General features: G+C 32.3%; 24 protein-coding genes and 1 other RNA gene. 4 read left to right on the forward strand and 21 right to left on the reverse strand.

Annotation, left to right across the window (positions count from 1 at the left end):
- Positions 1-73: 73 nt before the first annotated feature.
- From MN187_RS05735 to MN187_RS05745, 3 genes are all read right to left on the reverse strand, one after another.
- On the reverse strand, positions 74-400 hold the full coding sequence (locus MN187_RS05735) for a winged helix-turn-helix transcriptional regulator (RefSeq protein WP_117972863.1): 327 nt from the start codon (positions 398-400) through the stop codon (positions 74-76).
- Between the two features lie 85 nt (positions 401-485).
- Positions 486-986: an HD domain-containing protein gene (locus MN187_RS05740; RefSeq protein WP_117972864.1), complete on the reverse strand. Its 501-nt coding sequence runs from the start codon at positions 984-986 to the stop codon at positions 486-488.
- A 116-nt stretch (positions 987-1,102) separates the two neighbouring features.
- A complete protein-coding gene (locus tag MN187_RS05745; RefSeq protein WP_117973189.1) occupies positions 1,103-1,861 on the reverse strand; it encodes a TrmH family RNA methyltransferase in 759 nt (252 codons plus the stop codon).
- 115 nt (positions 1,862-1,976) lie between these two features.
- Between MN187_RS05745 and MN187_RS05750 the strand changes: the two genes are divergently transcribed.
- The 3 genes from MN187_RS05750 to MN187_RS05760 all read left to right on the forward strand — a co-directional run bounded on the left by MN187_RS05750 (position 1,977) and on the right by MN187_RS05760 (position 3,592).
- Positions 1,977-2,252 carry an acylphosphatase gene (locus MN187_RS05750; protein WP_117972865.1) on the forward strand — a complete coding sequence of 92 codons (276 nt, stop codon included), beginning with the start codon at positions 1,977-1,979 and terminating at the stop codon, positions 2,250-2,252.
- A 92-nt stretch (positions 2,253-2,344) separates the two neighbouring features.
- Positions 2,345-3,262, forward strand: a complete 918-nt coding sequence (gene yidC, locus MN187_RS05755; protein ID WP_242093568.1) for a membrane protein insertase YidC — start codon at positions 2,345-2,347, stop codon at positions 3,260-3,262.
- Positions 3,263-3,442: 180 nt separating this feature from the next.
- Entirely contained in the window at positions 3,443-3,592 is a 150-nt protein-coding gene (locus tag MN187_RS05760; RefSeq protein WP_242093570.1) for a hypothetical protein, read from the forward strand.
- A 165-nt stretch (positions 3,593-3,757) separates the two neighbouring features.
- On the opposite strand, the gene MN187_RS05765 is transcribed toward MN187_RS05760, so the two are convergent.
- The 11 genes from MN187_RS05765 to MN187_RS05815 form a co-directional block, all read right to left on the reverse strand.
- On the reverse strand, positions 3,758-3,976 hold the full coding sequence (locus MN187_RS05765) for a hypothetical protein (protein ID WP_242093572.1): 219 nt from the start codon (positions 3,974-3,976) through the stop codon (positions 3,758-3,760).
- A 394-nt stretch (positions 3,977-4,370) separates the two neighbouring features.
- Positions 4,371-5,126 carry an SAP domain-containing protein gene (locus MN187_RS05770; protein ID WP_256463823.1) on the reverse strand — a complete coding sequence of 252 codons (756 nt, stop codon included), beginning with the start codon at positions 5,124-5,126 and terminating at the stop codon, positions 4,371-4,373.
- Between the two features lie 577 nt (positions 5,127-5,703).
- Positions 5,704-6,070: a transfer-messenger RNA gene (gene ssrA, locus MN187_RS05775) on the reverse strand.
- Positions 6,071-6,225: 155 nt separating this feature from the next.
- Complete coding sequence (locus MN187_RS05780; protein WP_117972868.1) at positions 6,226-6,528, reverse strand: ArsR/SmtB family transcription factor; 303 nt, start codon at positions 6,526-6,528, stop codon at positions 6,226-6,228.
- A gap of 15 nt (positions 6,529-6,543) precedes the next feature.
- Positions 6,544-8,262, reverse strand: coding sequence for a phospho-sugar mutase (locus tag MN187_RS05785; RefSeq protein ID WP_242093577.1), 1,719 nt, complete (start codon positions 8,260-8,262; stop codon positions 6,544-6,546).
- A 189-nt stretch (positions 8,263-8,451) separates the two neighbouring features.
- Positions 8,452-9,510: a YdcF family protein gene (locus tag MN187_RS05790; RefSeq protein ID WP_233519179.1), complete on the reverse strand. Its 1,059-nt coding sequence runs from the start codon at positions 9,508-9,510 to the stop codon at positions 8,452-8,454.
- Between the two features lie 42 nt (positions 9,511-9,552).
- On the reverse strand, positions 9,553-10,956 hold the full coding sequence (locus MN187_RS05795) for an ABC transporter ATP-binding protein (protein WP_242093579.1): 1,404 nt from the start codon (positions 10,954-10,956) through the stop codon (positions 9,553-9,555).
- A complete protein-coding gene (locus tag MN187_RS05800) occupies positions 10,953-11,657 on the reverse strand; it encodes an energy-coupling factor transporter transmembrane component T (RefSeq protein ID WP_158559414.1) in 705 nt (234 codons plus the stop codon). The genes MN187_RS05795 and MN187_RS05800 overlap by 4 nt, the downstream gene beginning before the upstream one ends.
- A gap of 22 nt (positions 11,658-11,679) precedes the next feature.
- The gene (locus MN187_RS05805; RefSeq protein ID WP_117972873.1) at positions 11,680-12,258 is read right to left on the reverse strand and encodes an MptD family putative ECF transporter S component; all 579 of its coding nucleotides are present in this window, start codon (positions 12,256-12,258) and stop codon (positions 11,680-11,682) included.
- A 285-nt stretch (positions 12,259-12,543) separates the two neighbouring features.
- Positions 12,544-12,984 carry a YtxH domain-containing protein gene (locus MN187_RS05810; RefSeq protein WP_117972874.1) on the reverse strand — a complete coding sequence of 147 codons (441 nt, stop codon included), beginning with the start codon at positions 12,982-12,984 and terminating at the stop codon, positions 12,544-12,546.
- Between the two features lie 22 nt (positions 12,985-13,006).
- On the reverse strand, positions 13,007-13,435 hold the full coding sequence (locus MN187_RS05815) for a DUF948 domain-containing protein (protein WP_117972875.1): 429 nt from the start codon (positions 13,433-13,435) through the stop codon (positions 13,007-13,009).
- Positions 13,436-13,556: 121 nt separating this feature from the next.
- On the opposite strand from MN187_RS05815, the gene MN187_RS05820 reads away from it, so the two are divergent.
- Positions 13,557-14,456, forward strand: a complete 900-nt coding sequence (locus MN187_RS05820; protein ID WP_158559419.1) for a mechanosensitive ion channel family protein — start codon at positions 13,557-13,559, stop codon at positions 14,454-14,456.
- 46 nt (positions 14,457-14,502) lie between these two features.
- Here the strand turns inward: MN187_RS05820 and MN187_RS05825 are convergent, their stop codons facing one another.
- The 7 genes from MN187_RS05825 to rimI form a co-directional block, all read right to left on the reverse strand.
- Positions 14,503-15,636, reverse strand: coding sequence for an N-acetyldiaminopimelate deacetylase (locus tag MN187_RS05825; RefSeq protein WP_241699082.1), 1,134 nt, complete (start codon positions 15,634-15,636; stop codon positions 14,503-14,505).
- A gap of 15 nt (positions 15,637-15,651) precedes the next feature.
- On the reverse strand, positions 15,652-16,116 hold the full coding sequence (cbpB, locus tag MN187_RS05830) for a cyclic-di-AMP-binding protein CbpB (protein WP_117972878.1): 465 nt from the start codon (positions 16,114-16,116) through the stop codon (positions 15,652-15,654).
- A 27-nt stretch (positions 16,117-16,143) separates the two neighbouring features.
- Positions 16,144-16,662: a metallophosphoesterase gene (locus MN187_RS05835; protein ID WP_117972879.1), complete on the reverse strand. Its 519-nt coding sequence runs from the start codon at positions 16,660-16,662 to the stop codon at positions 16,144-16,146.
- On the reverse strand, positions 16,659-18,020 hold the full coding sequence (rph, locus tag MN187_RS05840) for a ribonuclease PH (RefSeq protein WP_117972880.1): 1,362 nt from the start codon (positions 18,018-18,020) through the stop codon (positions 16,659-16,661). The genes MN187_RS05835 and rph overlap by 4 nt, the downstream gene beginning before the upstream one ends.
- Positions 18,021-18,023: 3 nt before the next feature.
- The gene (racE, locus tag MN187_RS05845; RefSeq protein ID WP_117972881.1) at positions 18,024-18,839 is read right to left on the reverse strand and encodes a glutamate racemase; all 816 of its coding nucleotides are present in this window, start codon (positions 18,837-18,839) and stop codon (positions 18,024-18,026) included.
- Positions 18,840-18,990: 151 nt separating this feature from the next.
- Positions 18,991-20,007: a tRNA (adenosine(37)-N6)-threonylcarbamoyltransferase complex transferase subunit TsaD gene (gene tsaD / locus MN187_RS05850; RefSeq protein WP_117972882.1), complete on the reverse strand. Its 1,017-nt coding sequence runs from the start codon at positions 20,005-20,007 to the stop codon at positions 18,991-18,993.
- 11 nt (positions 20,008-20,018) lie between these two features.
- Positions 20,019-20,447 carry a ribosomal protein S18-alanine N-acetyltransferase gene (rimI, locus tag MN187_RS05855; RefSeq protein ID WP_117972883.1) on the reverse strand — a complete coding sequence of 143 codons (429 nt, stop codon included), beginning with the start codon at positions 20,445-20,447 and terminating at the stop codon, positions 20,019-20,021.
- Positions 20,448-20,453: the final 6 nt, after the last annotated feature.

Here is a 20,453-nt window from a genome sequence, read left to right on the forward strand (position 1 = left end):
ACTCGTTTCCGTAAACGTTTTTTACTATATGTCTAAAGTGTACAAGAAATAAAATGGTCCGTCAAGATGATTCTTACATCCATTTTTCTCCCCAGCTTTGAACTTCATTCATAACAGAACGTAACGCTTCTCCTTTTTCAGTTAAAGAATAATCAATGCGTTTTTTCTCTATAGGGTGTTCATCTCGTGTTATAATTCCCTTTTCTTCCAATTCTTTCAATCGCTCAACCAACACTCGGTCACTAACATCTGGTATTTTATTAGCTAACTCAACAAATCGCTGTGTGCCATCCTCTAGTAATACATCAATAATCAAACCATTCCATTTTTTACCTAACATATCAAATGTTTTTTCAAATTTTGGACAAAGTTCAAATTGTCTTTTCTCACAAGAATTCATAAACTGCCTCCTCACCATCAACTATCAATTTTTATACGATATCTTCTAGTATAAAACAATAAGCTGACAAATACTATCTGTCAGCTTACAAATGTACCACTTTAGAATACTCAGCGGCTTTTAATTTTACTTTTTTAAACAATGGTTTAATAACTTCTTCACAGGCACAATATTTATCAACCAGTGTGACAATATAGCTTTCTTTATATTTAGGTGGTGCAATTGTCGCACCAAACATATGCTTAATAATGATATCTTCTTCTAATGGTGAGATATCTGTTAATTTTTTGGCATTTTCTAAAGCAATACGCGGATGAACATAAGCATGTGTGCCTTCGCCCATTTTTTGTTCACGCCAATCATAGAAAAATAAATCATGAAGTAAGCCTGCTCGAGCAGTCGCCCTAACATTTCCACCCCATTTTTTTGCGAGTTTGTAACTCTTATAAGATACTTGAATCGAATGTTCTAAACGGTTTGAGTAATGATGTTGTGTGTATTTTTTTAAACTTTGAACGTCATCTGTATAAATTAAATCTTCAACAAGTTCTAAGTAAGCAGTATCTTCTTGCCAATTTAACGACATTTACTATCACTTTCTTTCTTAAACAATAACTTTATCAATCGTTTCATGATAACAATATATCAGTTATTTTTTAAAAAACATATCAAAAAACATGACTTTAATAAATTTATAATAATTTAAAAGTGAAACATAACAATCCCAGCAGCAACTGCGACATTTAACGACTCTGCTTGGCCTTTCATTGGAATGTACACTTTTTTATCAACTTGTGATAAGACTTCCTGTGACACGCCTTGGCCTTCATTCCCCATAATAATAGCAATTGATTCTGTTAGCTTTAATTCTTTAAAAGACATCGCAGTATCATCTAATGCTGTTGCAACTGTTAAAATATGTCGCATTTTTGCCTGTACTATCCATTTATCTAACGCAACATTAGTCACAATAGATACATGAAATTGACTGCCTTGTAATGCTCGTTGCACTTTTGATTGATAGACATCTACGCATCCTTCACTTAATATAACTTGATCAAAACCAGCTGCATCTGCTGTTCGGATCATCGTTCCCACATTTCCAGGATCTTGCACATGATCTAAAACTAAGATTTTTTCCCCAAATCCTGTTAATTCTTCTGACTTTTTCATAATCGCGATAATTTCTTGTGGTGTTGGTAATTCAGATAGTTGCTTTAATATCCCATCAGTTACAACAACCAATTGTTCCTCTGATACCTTTGATAGAATAGACTTATATTTTAATAATCCATCATCAGTTGTAATCACGCAATCAATCAACCCATTATTTTCTAAAGCTTCCTGAACAGAATGCTCTCCTTCTAAAATATATTGATTGGTTATATCACGATACTTCTTTTTATGTAATTTCTTGGTTTCTTTTACCCATTGATTGGTCAAAGATTCGATTCGCTTCATATCTATATTCATTCCTCTCAATTCTGGATTCATTATATCAGATTTTTTATTTGTTTAACCCCTTTATCATTAAAAATTGTATAATAGAATAAAAAAACACAAAGGAAGTGATTAAATGAAAATTTCTATGATCGTTCATGGTCGAGTTCAAGGTGTCGCGTTTCGTTATATGACAAAGATAGTCGCTGATGAGTTAGGGGTTTATGGAATTGTCCGTAATTTAGATGACGGTGGTGTTTACATCGAGGCGAACGGAGATAAATTAGCTGTTCAACAATTTATTGAAGAAGTAAAAAAATCACCTGCTCCGATGGGAAACGTAACAAACTACTCGATTGATTTTGAGCCAAGTTTTAAAGAGCATCATCAATTTAACGTTGTTTATTCTTAAATTATTTCTATAAAATAATTGAATTATAGCGAAAAATTCGATATAGTAATGCTTGTGTAGATTTATGAAGATTATAGTAAAGGAAGAAATAAATGAAAAATTTAAAACGTTGGATGATTGGTTCTGGACTGTTTGGATTATTAATCTTTTTATCCGGATGTGTAAAGACCGACTCAACAGGTGCTCCTACAGGCGAGGGATTCGTCTATAATGTATTAGTAAAACCCATGAGTCATTTGATTACCTTCTTTGCAGAGAATTGGGGATTAGGATTTGGTTGGTCAATTATCTTATTAACGATGATCGTTCGATTAATCATTTTACCACTTGGTTTAAGCCAAATGAAAAAATCAATGATTCAACAAGAAAAAATGGCAGCGATCAAACCGCATATGGATGTTATTAATGAACGTATGAAAACTGCCACATCACCAGAAGAAAAAATGGCAGCACAACAAGAACTACAACAATTTTATAAAGATAATGATATCAATATTATGGGAGGAATTGGGTGTCTACCCTTATTGATACAAATGCCAATTTTTACAGCACTATTCTTTGCTGCAAAAGTGACCCCTGGTATTTCTGAATCTGTGTTCTTTGGAATAAATTTAGGGAAACCTAGTTTAATTTTAGTGGCATTAGCTGGTATTAGTTACTTTTTACAAAGTTACATCAGTATGATTGGGATGAGTGATGAACAGAGAAAACAAATGCGAATGATGACGTATCTGTCTCCTCTTATGATTATTTTCTTCTCATTCAAAGCTCCTGCTGGTGTGACATTGTATTGGGTTATTGGTGGTATCTTTAGTTGCATCCAATCATTGATTACTAACCTATATCATAAACCAAAAGTAAAAAAAGAAATTGCTGAACATTTTGAAAAAAATCCAGTGAAAGTGGTTAAATCAGCTGTTAAGCCAACACCAAAAAAACAGAATACACCGAAAAATAAGATTACTACAAATAACAGTGGACGTAATCAAGGCAAACAAAATAAAAAATAAGACTAGAACTGATGAAAACTTCCTGTTTTTCATCAGTTTTTTTATACGTTACTCTATTAATGATCTTTTTCTTTAAATTATTAGTTGCAATGATACTTTTTAAATGATATACTTATAAATGGAATTTCGTTATGAACGTTTTAGTTGCCTTTCGTTACGATTAAGAAAGGAGAATGCTATATGACATTCAATAACACTACAATAGAGTACCGTGTAACTTTAGACACTGAGTTAAACTTATTTATCGTTTTTCTAAAAGATGATGAAACTAAAATGGCTACTGGTACTACTATTCAAAACGCAGTACATGAATTACAAAAAATTGCATAAGGAGTAACGACCTAATGGATGACACCAGTTCGTACTGAAGAGCATTTACCTTTTAATAACTATTAATGGTAAATGCTTATTTTATTGCATAAAAAGAGAGACAAATTTTATTTTCTCTATAAAAAAGAAAAAATAAAAACCACTATTCTAAGTGGTTTAACTAACTTAACTTCGACTATACCTATTCTTGTACACATAGGTTTCATCATCTACTGTCATCCCGTCCTCTTCTAGCGTTTTAATCAGAACGAGATGAGTATCCTCAAACCTATCCCTCACAACAACGGTATTTTTTAAAATCAATTCTACTTCACCAATAACATGTTTCTCGTGAACGGTAGGGTAATCAATAATCGAACCTATAGAAATTAATCCTTTAGACAAATTAAATCAATCCCTTCTTCTTTTATTATAGCACACTTTTAAAAAAGGAGTTTTTTATAAAAAAAGAAACCAAAAATAAGACTGCTAAACTCTGACATATCATTGATACATCAAGGTTTAAACAGTCTTATCTTATTATTGGAATGGAGGCGATGGAGTAACTATCCCTAAACCTCTAATTGATATTGATAGTTTTTATTATTATATATTTAAAATATTACACTTTTTTAAATGATTATTAAACATTATAAAATACTAACCGTATTCTATTAGCCTTCATTAACACAAAAAAATTAATATCATATAATGAAAAACAAACTAATATCTATCAAAAATCAAGATAGAACATCATTTAATATTATTCTTTTTACATTGTAAAACCTTTATGAATAATTTATCCTCCAATAGTAGTATATTTTTTGGGTAATTTTTCTATTAGCTTATCTATTTTATTTTGGAATTGTTTCATAGTCCCATACATTAAAATATTATAAAGAGACGTAAATTCTTTCTTGTCTTTATATAATCTTATTTTACTAACATTAGCTATGTAAAAATCGTAAGTTTCCGATAACTCTAATTCTAATTCTTTATTGGTCAGTTGAAGTTTTCTTTGAACATCAATAATTGAAGCTTTTATATAAGAAGTATCGATATTATATTTATGAATATTTATATAATCAGGATCAGAATTTCCCACTCCAGTTAATTCTAAAACTAAAGAAGCTAGTAAGCAATGTAAAGACTGATGTAGATTGTTTTGTGATTCATATATATCGGATTGATAGAGAAGATTACTACAGGCCGCACCATAATTTAACTCTATTAAATTTCCTCTAAAAGTTTTTTCTGAAACAAATATTGCGATTTCCTCATTAGCTTTTCCAGAATTCAGATAAGGTAATACTGTTAGAGGAGTAACTGTAAAATCTTTAGATCCATTTTTGTGTGTCCAAATAATTAGGTCGTATTTATCTACTATTCTTTGCCCTTTTTTAGTTAAATGCCATGATGGAGATAATCGATGAGCATACTCACTTTCAGATATATTATCTATAATTCTTTGTATAAGTTCACTCTTGTTACCAGACATTTTTAAATTATTTAGCTTTAAAATATTTTTTAAATCTATAACTTTTAGAGATATCAAAGATTCAGATGGAGTAGCTGTTCGAATAAAATTATGATGTTTTAATTTAGTAATCGATGTATTTGTATTTATATTATATGTTGCTGCAAAATATTGAGGTGGAAGACTACTTTGTTTTTTATTAGATAGCCACTCAATTAATAAAATTTCTCCAACTTTTAACCCATCTAATAAAAGTGAATCAGGATAATAATTATTTTGATTTATATAATTACTTTCTATATAGGAAGATATATTGTTAATATTTTCCTGTTTATTTTGAGTTTGTGATTCCTTTTTTTTAGAATTTTTTGTATTTCTTTTTTTAGGATTTATATTTTTTTCTTGATTCTAAAAAAGTAAATAAGAAAACTAATAATCATTATGAGTACAGAAATATGGGGTAAAGCTATAGCTAAAATAATCAATAAGATAATAACTACCCAAGTCATAAAATCGCTCCTTTTTAAATAAGAATATCAAAAAAGACACTAGCTTTATAGTGTCTTTTATAAGATTATTTTTAATAAATTCATTATTTCCTTTTTTTACATCATTAGTTTGTTTCATCATTTGAAACAAACTGATCTTACTATCAGAATGGAGGCGGCGGGAGTCGAACCCGCGTCCAAACATATTGCCACTTAAACATCTACGCTCATAGTTATCCTATTTGAGTTTCACTCAAGTCTCTGCCGAATAACAGGCCGTGACTTTCGCTAGTCTGGTAATCTCTTCTAAATTTTACAGACGGAAAAATTTAGCGTATCCCACTCAATTTGAGACCCTTACTTGAGCACATGGGCGATGCCAAGAGGATCTTTACCCGCTGTTTTTAGGCAGCTAAGGCAAAAGTATTGTTTTCGTTTTTAGCAGTTATATTTAACTGTAACGTTTTAACGTAGACGTAACCTACGAAGCGCAATTCAAGCTCAAACTATGCCTGTCGAATCCGTAACGCCCCCTTATTTATTAACTAAGCTAGTATAACATAACTTTACACTGTTTTCAATTATCCAACAACTAAAATTGAATCACTGTATTGAACAAAGAAACACAATGCTAATTGCTACACATAAAAACTAAGCCTTAAAGCAATCGACCTTTAAGACTTATGAATTTAGTCATGATTTATGTGGTTCATATGGTCAAATGTTTGTGATAAGATACTTTTCACGTGCTTATCATCCAAACAATACACCACACTTTTTCCCTCTTTACGTGATTTCACCAAATGATTTTCTCGTAACAATTTTAATTGATGAGAAACAGCAGATTGCTCCATATCTAAAAATTCAGTAATACTACTAACATTCATTTCTTTTTCAGATAGTGCTACAAGAATTTTTAAACGAGTAGAATCTCCGATTGTTTTAAAAAAACGACTTGTTTGTTGAATCGTTTGAGGATTTAATTCTTTCATATCGATAACTCCCCCTTAATCACGATATTTTGCTAGCTCTTCACCAAATCTATCCATTTTATTGTCAACAGCTTCTTGCGTTTCATCGACAGCACCAATATAAAACTTAATTTTTGGTTCCGTTCCAGAAGGTCTAATCGCAATCCAGCTACCATCTTCTAAAAAGAATTTTAGAACATTAGCATTTGGCAAATCTAGCAATTCTATTTTACCATCAGAAAGCATTCTTTTACCAACAGAATAATCTTCCGTGAAGTTTACTTTAATCCCACCAAATGAGGTTGGTAAGTTATTTCGAATGTCTTGCATCAAGCGAGTAATTTCTTTTAATCCTTCCATCCCTGATTTTGTTACTGAAATGGTTTTTTCTTTAAAATAACCAAATTCTTTGTAGATTTCTAATAAAGCATCATATAATGTTTGATTTTTTTCCATGTAGTAAGTCGCCATCTCTGCTAATAAAACCAATGCTTGAATCGCATCTTTATCACGGACAAATGGTTTGACTAAATAACCATAACTTTCTTCAAAACCAAACAGAAATTCATTTGATTGTGTTCTTTGGGCTTCTTTAATTTGTTCCGCAATAAATTTAAAACCAGTCAAAACATTTTTCATTTCAACGTCATATTTTTCACAAATACGTGTTGGTAATTCGCTCGAAACAATTGATTTTAAGACTAGACCGTTCTCAGGTAATTCTTGTTTCTCGTTTTTTTTAGTTAAAATATAATGAACCATTAAACTGGCTAATTGATTTCCAGTCAACACACGATACTCGCCATTTGGCAGTTTTACTGCTGCTCCCAATCGATCCGCATCTGGATCAGTGGCCACTAATAAGTCAGCTGATAATTCTTCACCCAAACGAATAGCATATTCAAAAGCAGATAATTCTTCTGGGTTAGGAGATGTTACAGTAGTAAAATTTGGATCCGCAATCGCTTGCTCTTCTACTAATGAAACATTTGTAAAGCCAATTTGTGATAAGGCACGCTCACCTAGCATTTTGCCTGTCCCATGAAGTGGAGTAAAGACCATATTTAATTTTGAACCGCTTCTATTAATTAATTCATCATCAATGGTAACAGTTAATATGTCTTTCAAATAACTATCGTCTACTTCTTTACCAATTATAGTGATAAAATCGTTTGACTGGCTATCATCAATGATTTCTATTTCAAGTGGATTTGCCACACTACGAACAAATTCAGTCACCTTATCGGCATCTTGTGGTGGCATTTGAGCCCCGTCTTCACCATACACTTTAAATCCATTATAATTGGCAGGATTATGACTGGCAGTAATCATAATTCCAGCTACACAGCCAAAATAACGTACAGCAAATGATAACTCAGGCGTCGGTCTTAAACTCTCAAATACATATGATTTGATGCCGTGACTAGCTAAAGTCTTAGCTGATTCCATCGCAAATTCAGGAGATTGATGTCTTGAATCATACGCAATCGCAACACCTCTTTTTTTTGCGTCTTCACCTAATGTACTAATAAATAATGCTAAACCGTTTGCTGCTTGTCGAACGGTATAAATGTTCATACGATTAATACCAACACCTAATATTCCTCGCATACCAGCTGTACCAAACTCTAGAGGAGCATAAAATGCCTCCTGTAATTCGTTTTCATTTTTCTCTAATTGATTTAAATTATCTTTTAAAGTTGTCTCTAACTCTCTAAATTGTTTCCATGTTGAATATGTTTCTTTCCAATCCATCATGTCACCTCATCATTATTTTCGTATTGTTATTATAGCACTATGTCCCTTGATTTACTAAAGATAAAAAGTCATCTCTTGCAATTTTTTATTTCAATACTCTTCTCTTTAATCAATTAGATGAAAAAGGGTCATCCTTTAGGAGTGATCTTAATACACTGTTCCTAAAAGTGACCTTAATTCAATAGATTAATTCGCTATAAAATATATTATTAACTGTAATAAAAAAATAACAAAGAAAAATCCTATGAAAAGTAGATGTTTTCGTTTTGTCATCACTAAATACCCTACATATTCACGAATAAATGCAGCCGGTAAATAATACAGTTTTGTCTTAGAACCTACACCTCTAGCCTGTACGCCCAAACGTGCTGCTATTTTTCCAGCACGCAATAAATGATAATTATTGGTTGCAATCACAACCTGTTTATCTTTAAAGTCACTAATGCCATCTCTTACCCCAGCAAGTTTTTCAGAGAACTTAATATTTTCCTGCGTATTTGTTGACTGTTCTTCCAAATAAACTGTTTTTACAATGACTGGTAATGAATCCAAATAGTCTTTCATCGCTTGTGCTTCTGATATTTTTTCATCTGAACCTTTACCCCCAGACAAAATAATCGTTGGTTCATGTCCATATTTTCTTTTTTGTCTAACATACAGCGCTATTCCCCGATCAATTCGACTAGCTAATAAAGGGGTCACACGCTCACCATCAATTAATCCAGCACCTAAAATAATGATATAATCTACTTTTTTGGTAATGGGAAAATAATTATATAAAATGGCTGTTGTCCCATACATAATAAACAAAAAAATAAGATAGGATAATGTTACAGTTAAAAAACCTAATAATGTTGTTATAAAAATGTTCCCTGAATAAAACGTAACAAATAATATTAATATCTGAACACCTAATAAACCTAAGGCAACAATCAAAGGGACCAAATTACTAAATGAGCGTCCCTCTCTTTTTAATAAAACTTTTTCGTTCCAAAATAATCCAACAATACTAGAACTTAATCCTAACACACTTAAAAATAAAATAACTAAGATAGCCGGAATTAAAAAGACAAGTGCAATATTTTCATTAACTTTATCCAATAATAGAATAAACGATAGATAGAGCATTCCTGAAGAGATTAAAAAGAAAAAGCCATTCCATAAACTAGTTGGTCTAAAATAATTCCAATATAAAAAACAGACTAGTGGAACTCCAACACAAATGACATAAAAAAATACGGTCATATTTAACAAGATAGACACTCCTTTCCACCATAAAATGGTAAATTAACTCACTATTTTACCATCTTTCATTTGTAAAATATGTGACGCTGTTTTGGTTAAAAATTCATTATCATGACTGATGACTAAAACAAATAAGCCATATGACTGAACTTTTTTCAATAATTGGCTAACAGAAACCATGTGACGATAGTCTAAGCCGCTTGTTGGCTCATCTAATATAATCCATTCTTTACCAGATAAAATAGCACTGGCTATAGCTACACGTTGTTTTTCACCACCAGACAAGTTTTGAGGGTGTAACTGTAATAAAGACCCTAAACTTAATTCCTCAACAACTTCATCAAACAACTCTTTTCTCTTCGATTGCACTAATAATTCTTTTTCTACAGTTTCAAAAAATAATTGCAAATTCACATCTTGCATAACAAGAAAACTACGATTAAGGCGTTCTTTAGCAGATAATGGTACACCATCAATTAAAAACTTGGATCTTTGACAATTATCAGATAACAATCCTGTTAACATTTGAACAAAAGTTGTTTTTCCAGAACCATTCTGACCGATTAATCCCGTGATATGTGACGTATCAAGCGATAAGTCGTCTATGCTAAGGATAGTATTTGAATGCTTATAATGAAAATTAAGATTCATTATATGAAGTTTAGAAGAATGAATTACTTCTTTAGAACAGTTATTTATTAATAATTCACTTGGCTCATTTAACGTACGCAAACCCATCTCTTTCTGAATAGTTGGAAAGAGTGAATAGAAGTCTTCAGAAGGTAAATTATAGCAAACCTTTCCCTTATTTAACACAATATATCTATCTGCTAAATGTGTTAAATAAAACAGACGATGTTCTGCAATAATTAATGTACAACCTTGTTGCTTTAAAATTGATAAATAAGATGATAGTTGTTTGATTGTTGAATAATCAAGATTGCTAGACGGTTCATCAAATAAAAACAAACGATGTGGTAGCATACAAGCTGATGCAAAGGCTATCCGCTGCTTTTGTCCGCCTGAGAGTTCCGTTACTTTTTTTCCTATCAACTCTCTCAAATTGAACAATTCTATAATGTCATCTATACGAGTCTCAATCTGATTAGCAGGTACTCCATAATTCTCCATTGAAAAAGCCAATTCACTAAATACAGAAGTAGTGAAAAACTGCGTTTTAGGGTTTTGAAATACTACCCCTATATCTTTTACATAGTGATTAAAATCTAATGGTGGTAAACTTGTTTCTAATACAGTTGCATCACCGGTTACTTCACCTTCGTACAATTCGGGGATTAAACCATTTAGTAGACTAATAAGCGAGCTTTTCCCACTGCCACTTTCTCCAGTTAATACAACTACTTCACCAGTAGTGATTGATAACTGAATGTCTTTTAACACAGTTTTATCATCTCTTAAGAGGTTAACATGGTCAAAATGAATCATAATATAACACCTCCCTCAATTAATAACAATACCAATAAACTTGCCAGTAGTAAATAGTCTTGAACCTTTAATCTAATCGAGATAACACTCGTATGCTGGCCTTCATATCCCAAACCACGCACAAGTGCTGTAGCAGATAATTCTTGAGCTGTATAATCAACTTGCTTTAAAATTGGAACTAAAAAATATTCCATTGTTTGAATAGGATGTTTAACCACTTGAGAAAAAGATAAATAAATCCCTCTAAATTTCATAGCCTGTCTAATTGATTTAAAATCATGACGTAGTGTCGGAAAAAAACGACAAATGACAATAAAAGGAATAATTAAAAAGTTCGGCATATGCCATTTTTTCATAGCAGCTACCCACTCACCTACAGAGGTATTTTGTGTTGCAAACATTCCTGCGGCAACTGGTGGAAGCAAACTTTTATAGACAACTAAAATAAATGAGATTATAGCGGATAATACTCCTGTAATCTCATGAAAGAACTGTGTTGTGAGAAAAACTAATGCAATATAACTCATAAATATGACCATCGCTTTTTTTATCGAACCACTCAAACACAATAAACAGGTCATAAATACCATAAAAATAAGTTCCATTGATGGATTGGCTCGTGACATTAAGATTAAACTGGCAAAAATAACGGTCACTAATTTACTTCTTGGATCAAATATAATATATCTATTATTTTTCAAAACCAATCCACCTCTAACTTATTTATTTTGCAAAATGTTTATTATAAATAATCTGCCCAATTTTAAGTCCCACAAAACTTGTAATCACGACTAATATCATTGATACAAAAAAACTAGCAGTACTAACTCCCTCAAAAACGCTATTAACATAAGTCATATCTTTTCCTTTAGCTAATAAAGAATCTATATAAGCATCTCTCATAAACCAAAGTGGTAAAATAGGACCAGTCAAACCAAAACTAAAAATAGTATAACTCAACATTATTTTGGGTTTATCTGCTATTTTTGTTTTAGTTTGAACAAAGTCAGCTAACAAAGGAAATAAAAAACTAGGTAAGAACGCTAACGGAAAGTATCCAAAAGCAAAAAAGAAAACAGCCATAACAGACCCAACAATAGTAATTGCACCAAATTTTGGTATTTTATTTACCACAATAAGGTATATTGTGCCAGAAATAAGTGCTGACATGCTCGGAACAAGCAAACTATGAAAAACCGGCACGGTAAAACGCATCAACATCGTGGCAATAAATACTGTAAAAAAATAGACTGTTGCATACACACCTATAGAAATCAAATCTTGAACTTTTAACTTTTTCATAACATAAAAACTCCCTAAAAATTTTTTTAACTTAGTCATTATAACATAGTTAAAAATTATGAGACATTTTTTCACTAAAAAATTCACAGAGCTTTTCTTAAAATAACAAACTATTCCAATCTTTACATGAGATGATTATCATATAATTTATCATTCTTTAAATTAATAATAATCTGTAATTCTTCCATATAATGCTCATATTTTAATAACAAGCCACTAACTTTTTTAATATATAAAACGAAACAAAAAAGCAACGACGAAAGGTTATCATCGTTGCTTTGGCTACTATTTTTGTCTATCATCAATTGCTTCAGTTACATCATATGCAATATCATCAGCACTTAACACAATATCATCTTCTATAATAGGGTTTACAGTGGACTTTAGTTTATCAGAATTAGTTTGAAAACCTTCACTCAACGTTTGTGTTTGATTTTTAAAATTATCTAATAACTCAGAAGAATCATCTTTCAATTGGGAAATCTGTTCTCCTACCCAAGGGTATTCAGCAGTTTTTTCTTTTGCTAACTCTCCTAATTCAACCCCTTTTTCTTGAGCTAAATCAACTAATTCACTTGCTTTACCATCAGATAAGTCATCTAATTGTTCTATTAAATCTTTTCTCAATTTTTTTCCACTGGTTGGTGCTAATAAAAGAGCTGCTGTTGCTGCTGCTACTCCTCCAATAACTGCACCTGCTAAAAAGCCACTTGATTTTTTGGACATGCTATTTCCTCCTAATATTATTCTATTTATTTTTCTTAAACAAGTGAGAAGCTGTTTGTGCTGCCTTTCCCACAACTGTTGCAGTAGCTGCTGTCTTACTTGCTTCCCCTACTTTTGATAATATTGTTTTGCTTGAACTGTTTAATTCTGATACGCTTTCACTTAAATCAGCTACTGCATGAAATAGTGGATCAATTGTTTCTACTTTTTGCGTCACATCAGATAGTAAATCATTTCCAATGACTAATAAATCCTCACTTTGTTTTAACAGTATATCAACATCTTGTGTTAAAACTGTGACAGTTTTGTCCGCCTCATCTAAAATTCCATTAACTTTTTCCATTGATTTGGTTATATTTTTATTTAATTGCAATAAAAAAATGACTAGCACTACTACTAATACTGCAAACGCTACAGCTGCTATTATAGCGGCTACTTCGGTCCCTGTCATATAAAACATCTCCTACCTCTCTTGTAAATTACTAACAATAGAATACCATTATCTACTTGATTTCACAACAATTTATACATTATTATAGTAAGTAATGCTTGATATGAAAGGAGTGTTTATTTTGCAAGAAACAACAACAAGTTCTCAGACACCAGAAGTACTAAATGAGGCTGCAAAAAATGTGAGAGGGATCAATCATTTTTTGAATCAACTTGACTGGAATAAAATAATTGCTTCGGTTATTAATAAGGCTATCTTAATTTTAATCGTTTTACTATTACTGACGATTATTCGTAAAATCTTATTTAAAGTGATTGATAAATCATTTAAGAATAACAATAAAAAGAAAGATAATTTTAGCGAAAATAGAATGCATACGTTAAGAACCTTATCCCGCAATGCAGTACAGTATAGTTTATTTTTCATAGGTATCTATTCATTCTTGACCATTATAGGTGTCCCTGTTGGATCATTAATAGCTGGGGCTGGAATTGCCGGTATCGCTATTGGTCTTGGAGCACAAGGGTTTATTAATGATGTATTAACAGGATTTTTTATTATTTATGAACGTCAATTAGATGTAGGTGATCATGTTGTAATTGATGATATTGAAGGAATTGTCAATGATATTGGACTACGCACTACTCGTATTAAAAGTTTTAATGGGACAATGAACTATATACCTAATCGCCAAATCCTTATTGTTAGTAACTTATCTAGAGGCAATCAATTAGTTGTAGTAGATATCAGAGTTAACCCAACCGATGATATTGATCAAATAATGGCTATTATGAAATCAATTAATGAAGAACAAATTATTAATTTAACCGATATCCGTTCTGAGCCTAACCTTGTTGGATTAGTTGATTTAGGTAATGGTTATTTCGCTATTCGTTCAACTGTTTATGCTATTAGTGGGTCTCAATTTGGAGTCAAAACACAAATGATGACGGCTTACATTGAAGCTTTAACAAAAGCAGGCATAAAACTTCCTTCTACACCGCTTAACCTTAAACTATAACATAGTGATAGAGTCTTCTACTATTAGGTAGGAGACTCTACCATTATTAATCTTGCGATATAAAATAATCAGTCATCAGTGTTACGCCCTTTATTAAAGCAGACTCATGAGGATTAAATGATGGATGGTGTAGTCCATATTGGCTGTCCACTCCAAGCCAAAACATTGTCCCTGGTATTTGCTTTAATAAATAACCAAAATCTTCAGCCGTCATCAATGGAGTGGCTGCTTCAAATAGAATATTTTGTTGTTCATTAAAAAAATCAATTAATTTTTTTGTCGTAAAGTAATTGTTTACAACTGGAACATATCCAAGCTGATCAAAATTAATATCGACTTTACACTGATAGGAAATCTCAATACCTTTTGCAATATCTTTTACACGCTGAACAACTAAATCAGTCATCTCATGTGTCAATGTTCGAATCGTTCCAGTTAAATCAGCTGACCCAGGTAAAACATTGCTCGCAACACCAGCATTGAGTTGCCCAAAGGTAATAACAGCTGATTCCATTGGATTAACATTTCGACTCACAATAGTTTGAATTTGTTGAACAAACGATGACACTGCAACAATCATATCATTTCCTTCATGAGGTAATGCTGCGTGGCTTTCTTTTCCGTAAAAACGAGCACTAAACCCACAATCTCCAGCAAACAATGTTCCCACACACGTTGAAACACTTCCTACTGGTAATGTTGGGCTCACGTGTAATCCATAGATTTCATCAATCATTGCTACATCTAAAAAATGATTATCTGTATATATTTTAGCACCACTTTTATTTTCTTCAGCTGGTTGAAAAAAGAAAACCACATCATTATTTAATTGGGCATTCACCACATTTTTTAATAATCCTAAGGCAATGGTCATATGGAAATCATGACCGCATGCATGCATAACGCCTTCATGTGTTGATTGAAATGCTAAATCAGTGTTTTCTAATATTGGTAATGCATCCATATCTGTACGCCAAGCAATCGTCTTTGATGGGTTTCTCCCCTTAACAATCACTATAATAGCAGTATCTTGTACTTTAATAATCAATCTATCTTGAGGTAATGCATAGATGTTTTCTAGTAAATAGGTCGAAGTTTTTTCTTCTTCCAGGCCAATTTCTGGTATTTGATGTAACTTTCTTCTAATTCGAATCAACTCATCTTCTGAAATACGTTCCATATATGTCCCCCTTACTTATTTCATCATCACGTTATATTCCGTTTCTAATTCATGTGCCAAATGATTAACAGCTTTTAATATTTCTTTTCTCGTAATGATCCCCATAAATTGATTGTCTTTATTCACAACAGGAATAAAATTATTATTAACTAATAAATGAAGTGTTTTTTCTAAATCTATCGGTAATTGTGCAGGTGAAACATTGGTATCCATTACATCAGATACTTTTTTACCAGACAAATTTTGTGGTTCAAAATCTTCTATCCCAAACATTTGATCAACTACTTGGGACAAAGAAACCAAACCTACTAATTGTTCTTCTTTATTTAAAACTGGTACTCGAGAATACCCTATTTTCGTTAAAACAAGTAGAGCATGTTCAAGTGAATTTATTTCATTTAATGTCGCCACATTTTCTGCGGATATTAAAAAATCTGCTTCATTTTCTAACAATAATTTTTTTACGGTCGATCCAATCATATCATTTCCTCCATACACCTTAAATCACTAATCCATTAAAAAGAAATGGGTTAATTCTTTTTGTAATTCATGTCTTTCATTATAATATTCAACTAAATATCCATCTGATTGATGTGTAATGATAGCATATGTCTTTAAATAGCTATACTTACCCCGTGGTTGAGAAATACTACCTGGGTTTAATAACAAAATATCATCGACCATGTCCACAAATAACTGATGTGTATGTCCATATAATACGATGTTTGCCTGTACTTCTTCAGCCTGATAGAGTAATTTATCAAATGTCATATTCACGTTAAATAAGTGCCCATGTGTTAATAAAACTTTATCCTCTGATGTCTCTATAACTTCAACAGTATCGTATTCCTGATAATAGTCACAATTTCCACGCACAACATGAAACGTTGACCAAATATCGTCCTTAGGAGATAATTCCGAGTCCCCACAATGAAAAAAATAATCCACATCATTTAACCATTTTGCTTTTATATCTTCTAAATAAGATACCACACCATGATTATCACTCACAATTAAATATTTCATTTACTTTTCTCTCCTAACCAAGTATCTATTTTTTTATCCAATTCATGTAAAGCCTTTGCTCGATGACTAATCTTGTTTTTTTCATCTGCCGTCATTTCTGCTAAGGTTTTATCTGTTTCTGGAATAATAAATAATGGATCATAACCAAACCCATTATTTCCACGTGGAATACGCCCAATCATACCTGATAATTCGCCTGATACCACCAAACTTTCTTTTCCTGGTTCAGCAAGTACTAGCGTACAATGAAACTGTGCTGTACGTTCATTCATTGGTATATCAGTTAATTCATGTAATAACTTAGCATTATTCGCTGCATCACTTTTTCTCTCCCCTGCATATCTTGCTGAATAAACGCCTGGTTGTCCACCCAACGCATCTACTTTTAAACCAGAATCATCTGCTAAAACCAAGCAATGTAACTCTTTAGCAATCCCTTCTGCTTTTAGTCGAGCATTTTCTTCAAATGTTTTTCCTGTTTCTTCAATATCTGCCATTTCTGGATAATCAAGTAATGTTTTAATCTCGTATCCTCTTGATTTAAATAAGTCAACAAACTCTTTTGCTTTTCCTTCATTTCTTGTCGCAATTAATAAATGATTGTTCAAAACAGGTGCTTCTTGTTTTTTCGCAACATTTCTTAACGCTAACGCATTTTTTTGCAAGCGAATAAGTTCTGTCACGCTTTTTTCAGCATAATCTAATAATTGATTCAACTCTCCTCTTGTAAAGGTTGCCTCTTCACCTGTCCCTTGAATCTCAATTAATTCTAATTTTTCTGTCATCACAACATTACAATCAACTTGAGCTGCTGAATCTTCTTCGTAATCTAAATCTGTGATTACTTCTCCGTAGTGATTTAACCCCACACTAATCGCAGCCAAGTAAGATGTAATTGGATTTTCTGTTAATTCTCCGCTTTCTACTAAAGTGTCTACTGCCATTTTTAAGGCTAAAAATGCACCCGTAATACTAGCTGTTCTAGTACCTCCATCTGCTTGAATCACATCGCAATCAATTACAATCGAGCGTTCACCTAATTTTTTCAAATCAATCACCGAACGTAGTGATCGACCAATCAATCGTTGTATTTCCATTGTACGACCTGTTAGTTTACCCTTGCTACTTTCCCGTCTATTTCGAGTATGCGTTGCTCGTGGTAACATACTATATTCGGCCGTTACCCATCCTGTTCCTGTCTCTCTTAAAAATGGAGGAACAGAGTTTTCTATCGTTGCATTAACAATAACCTTTGTATTTCCAAAACTAACTAAAACTGACCCTTCAGGATAATCTAAATAGTCTAATACAAAAGATACTTTTCTCATTTCATTATTTTTTCGTTTATCATGTCTCATTTTCTAATCTCCCATACGTGTAATATCTACATGTTCTACTATTATGTTTTCTAATGACAACCAATCAGAACTGATTTTTTCAAAGTTTCGAACCGATCCTGTTGTGTAAAATTGGTGATCTTTTAATGTTGTATCTGGTAGGGCTGCTATTTCATAATAATCAAGTAACACACTCACTTCAGTAATTGTTTCAGCTCCTGAATCAATTAATTTAACCTTTTTTCCCATGACATCTTTAATAAATGGTTTTAATAATGGGTAATGAGTACATCCCATTACTAACGTATCGATGTCTGATGTCTTAAAATACTCCAACGTTTCAGCTACAACTTTTTTAGCGATAGTTGATTGATACTCATGACTTTCTACAATAGGAACAAATTTTGGGCAAGCAAGCCCTAATACATTAACATTTAATGACTTACGTTTTATTTCTTTGGTATATTCTTCACTATTTATCGTTCCAACCGTTCCGATGACACCAATACGTCCATTATGCGTTTCTCGTAAAGCAGCTCGAGATCCTGGGACTATTACCCCTACAACAGGAATATCTAATGACTCTTTAATTTCTTCCAAAGCGACAGCAGTTGCAGTATTACATGCAATCACAATCATTTTGACATTCTTTTTTAATAAAAAGTGAACCATATCCCATGTGAATTCCTTAATTTGTTCAACTGGACGTGGTCCATATGGACATCTAGCAGTATCTCCAATGTAATACAGTGTCTCATTTGGTAGTTGTTTTAATGCTTCTCTTACAACTGTTAATCCTCCTACACCAGAATCCAAAAAACCGATTGGCTGATTGTTCATGACGTCTACCTCATTCTTTATATAATTCATCCAACCTCTATTTTCTCTTTATTTCATTGATAATTCAAGTTAAAGCGTTAAATTTTAATGCTTTATTATATCTTGTCTTATTAACGCAAAAGAGTAACAGTTTCCTGTTACTCTTAACAAATTATAGTGTTAAACTTGGTTTAGCATTTAAATGCCAATCAGAAACATGCTGTTTTTGATACTCCACAAATCCAGCTGCTCCAATCATTGCTGCGTTGTCTCCACATAAACTAATTGGTGGCACAACTAGTGTCACATTTGGTAATTCTTTTGCTAATTCAATTTTCAAGGTATCTCTAAGCCCCTTGTTAGCAGCGACACCACCTGCGACAATTAATTGCTTCACATCATACACTTTACAAGCTCTTATAGTTTTATCGACTAAAACATCAATCACACTTTGCTGAAAACTTGCTGCTAAATCAACATCACAAAGTACTTCGTCACGTTGTTTGGCATTGTGCACCAGGTTAATCACTGAACTTTTTAGTCCACTAAAACTAAAATCAAAATTATCTTCTTTTATCATGCCTCTTGGGAAATGATAATTATCCTGACCTTTGTGAGCTAGTTCGTCAATTTCTTTTCCACTAGGATAGGTTAATCCTAATACTCTACCTACTTTATCATAAGCTTCTCCTGCTGCATCATCTCGTGTTTCACCAATGACTTCAAATTCACCATGTTCAGTCATATACACAAGTTCAGTGTGTCCACCACTTACAAGTAATGCCATTAAAGGAAATGTCATCTCTTCCACAAAGCGAGCTGCATAGATGTGACCAGCCATATGATTAACGGGAATAAGTGGTAAATCATTTGCCCATGCAAATGATTTTGCTGCAGTAATCCCAATCAATAAAGACCCTACTAATCCAGGTCCATAAGTTACTGCAACAGCCGACAAATCAGAAACTGTGATATTAGCTTCATCTATAGCTAATGACATACACTGTATAATTTGTTCTACATGATGACGACTAGCGACTTCTGGAACCACTCCACCAAATCGCTTGTGGCTATTTATTTGAGATGCAACAATATTAGATAAAATATCATTGCCATTTTTAACAACAGCAACGCTTGTTTCATCACAACTACTTTCTATTGCAATAATATATATTTCTTTTTTTTCCATTTTTTCACTTCCTAAATCTCTAACTGCATTATTTTCGCATCATCACTTGGGTGTTTGTAATAATTTTTTCGTATTCCTAACTCTTTAAAACCGTGTTTATCATAAAAAGAAATTGCTTCTATATTTTTGACTCTCACTTCTAAAAATAAGTGTGACACTTTTTTCTGTTTTAATCGTTGACACATATCTTTCAACAATTGTGTTGCAATTCCTCGATGTTTATAACTAGGGATAACACCTATCAATAATAATTCAGCTTCATCCAATACTCTTTGACAAATGATGTACCCTATCATTTCATCATCTTCACAATGGTAAATGATTTCAGTATTTGCTTGCATAAGTTGTGATTCAAACTGTGATTCAGTCCATGGGCTGCCATGTTCAAAAATAGTATCACTTACTTTTTTTAACTGCCTAGCCAAATTTTTATTATTCATAACTCA

It is taken from the genome of Vagococcus sp. CY52-2 (assembly GCF_022655055.1).
In the GTDB taxonomy this organism is placed as follows: domain Bacteria; phylum Bacillota; class Bacilli; order Lactobacillales; family Vagococcaceae; genus Vagococcus.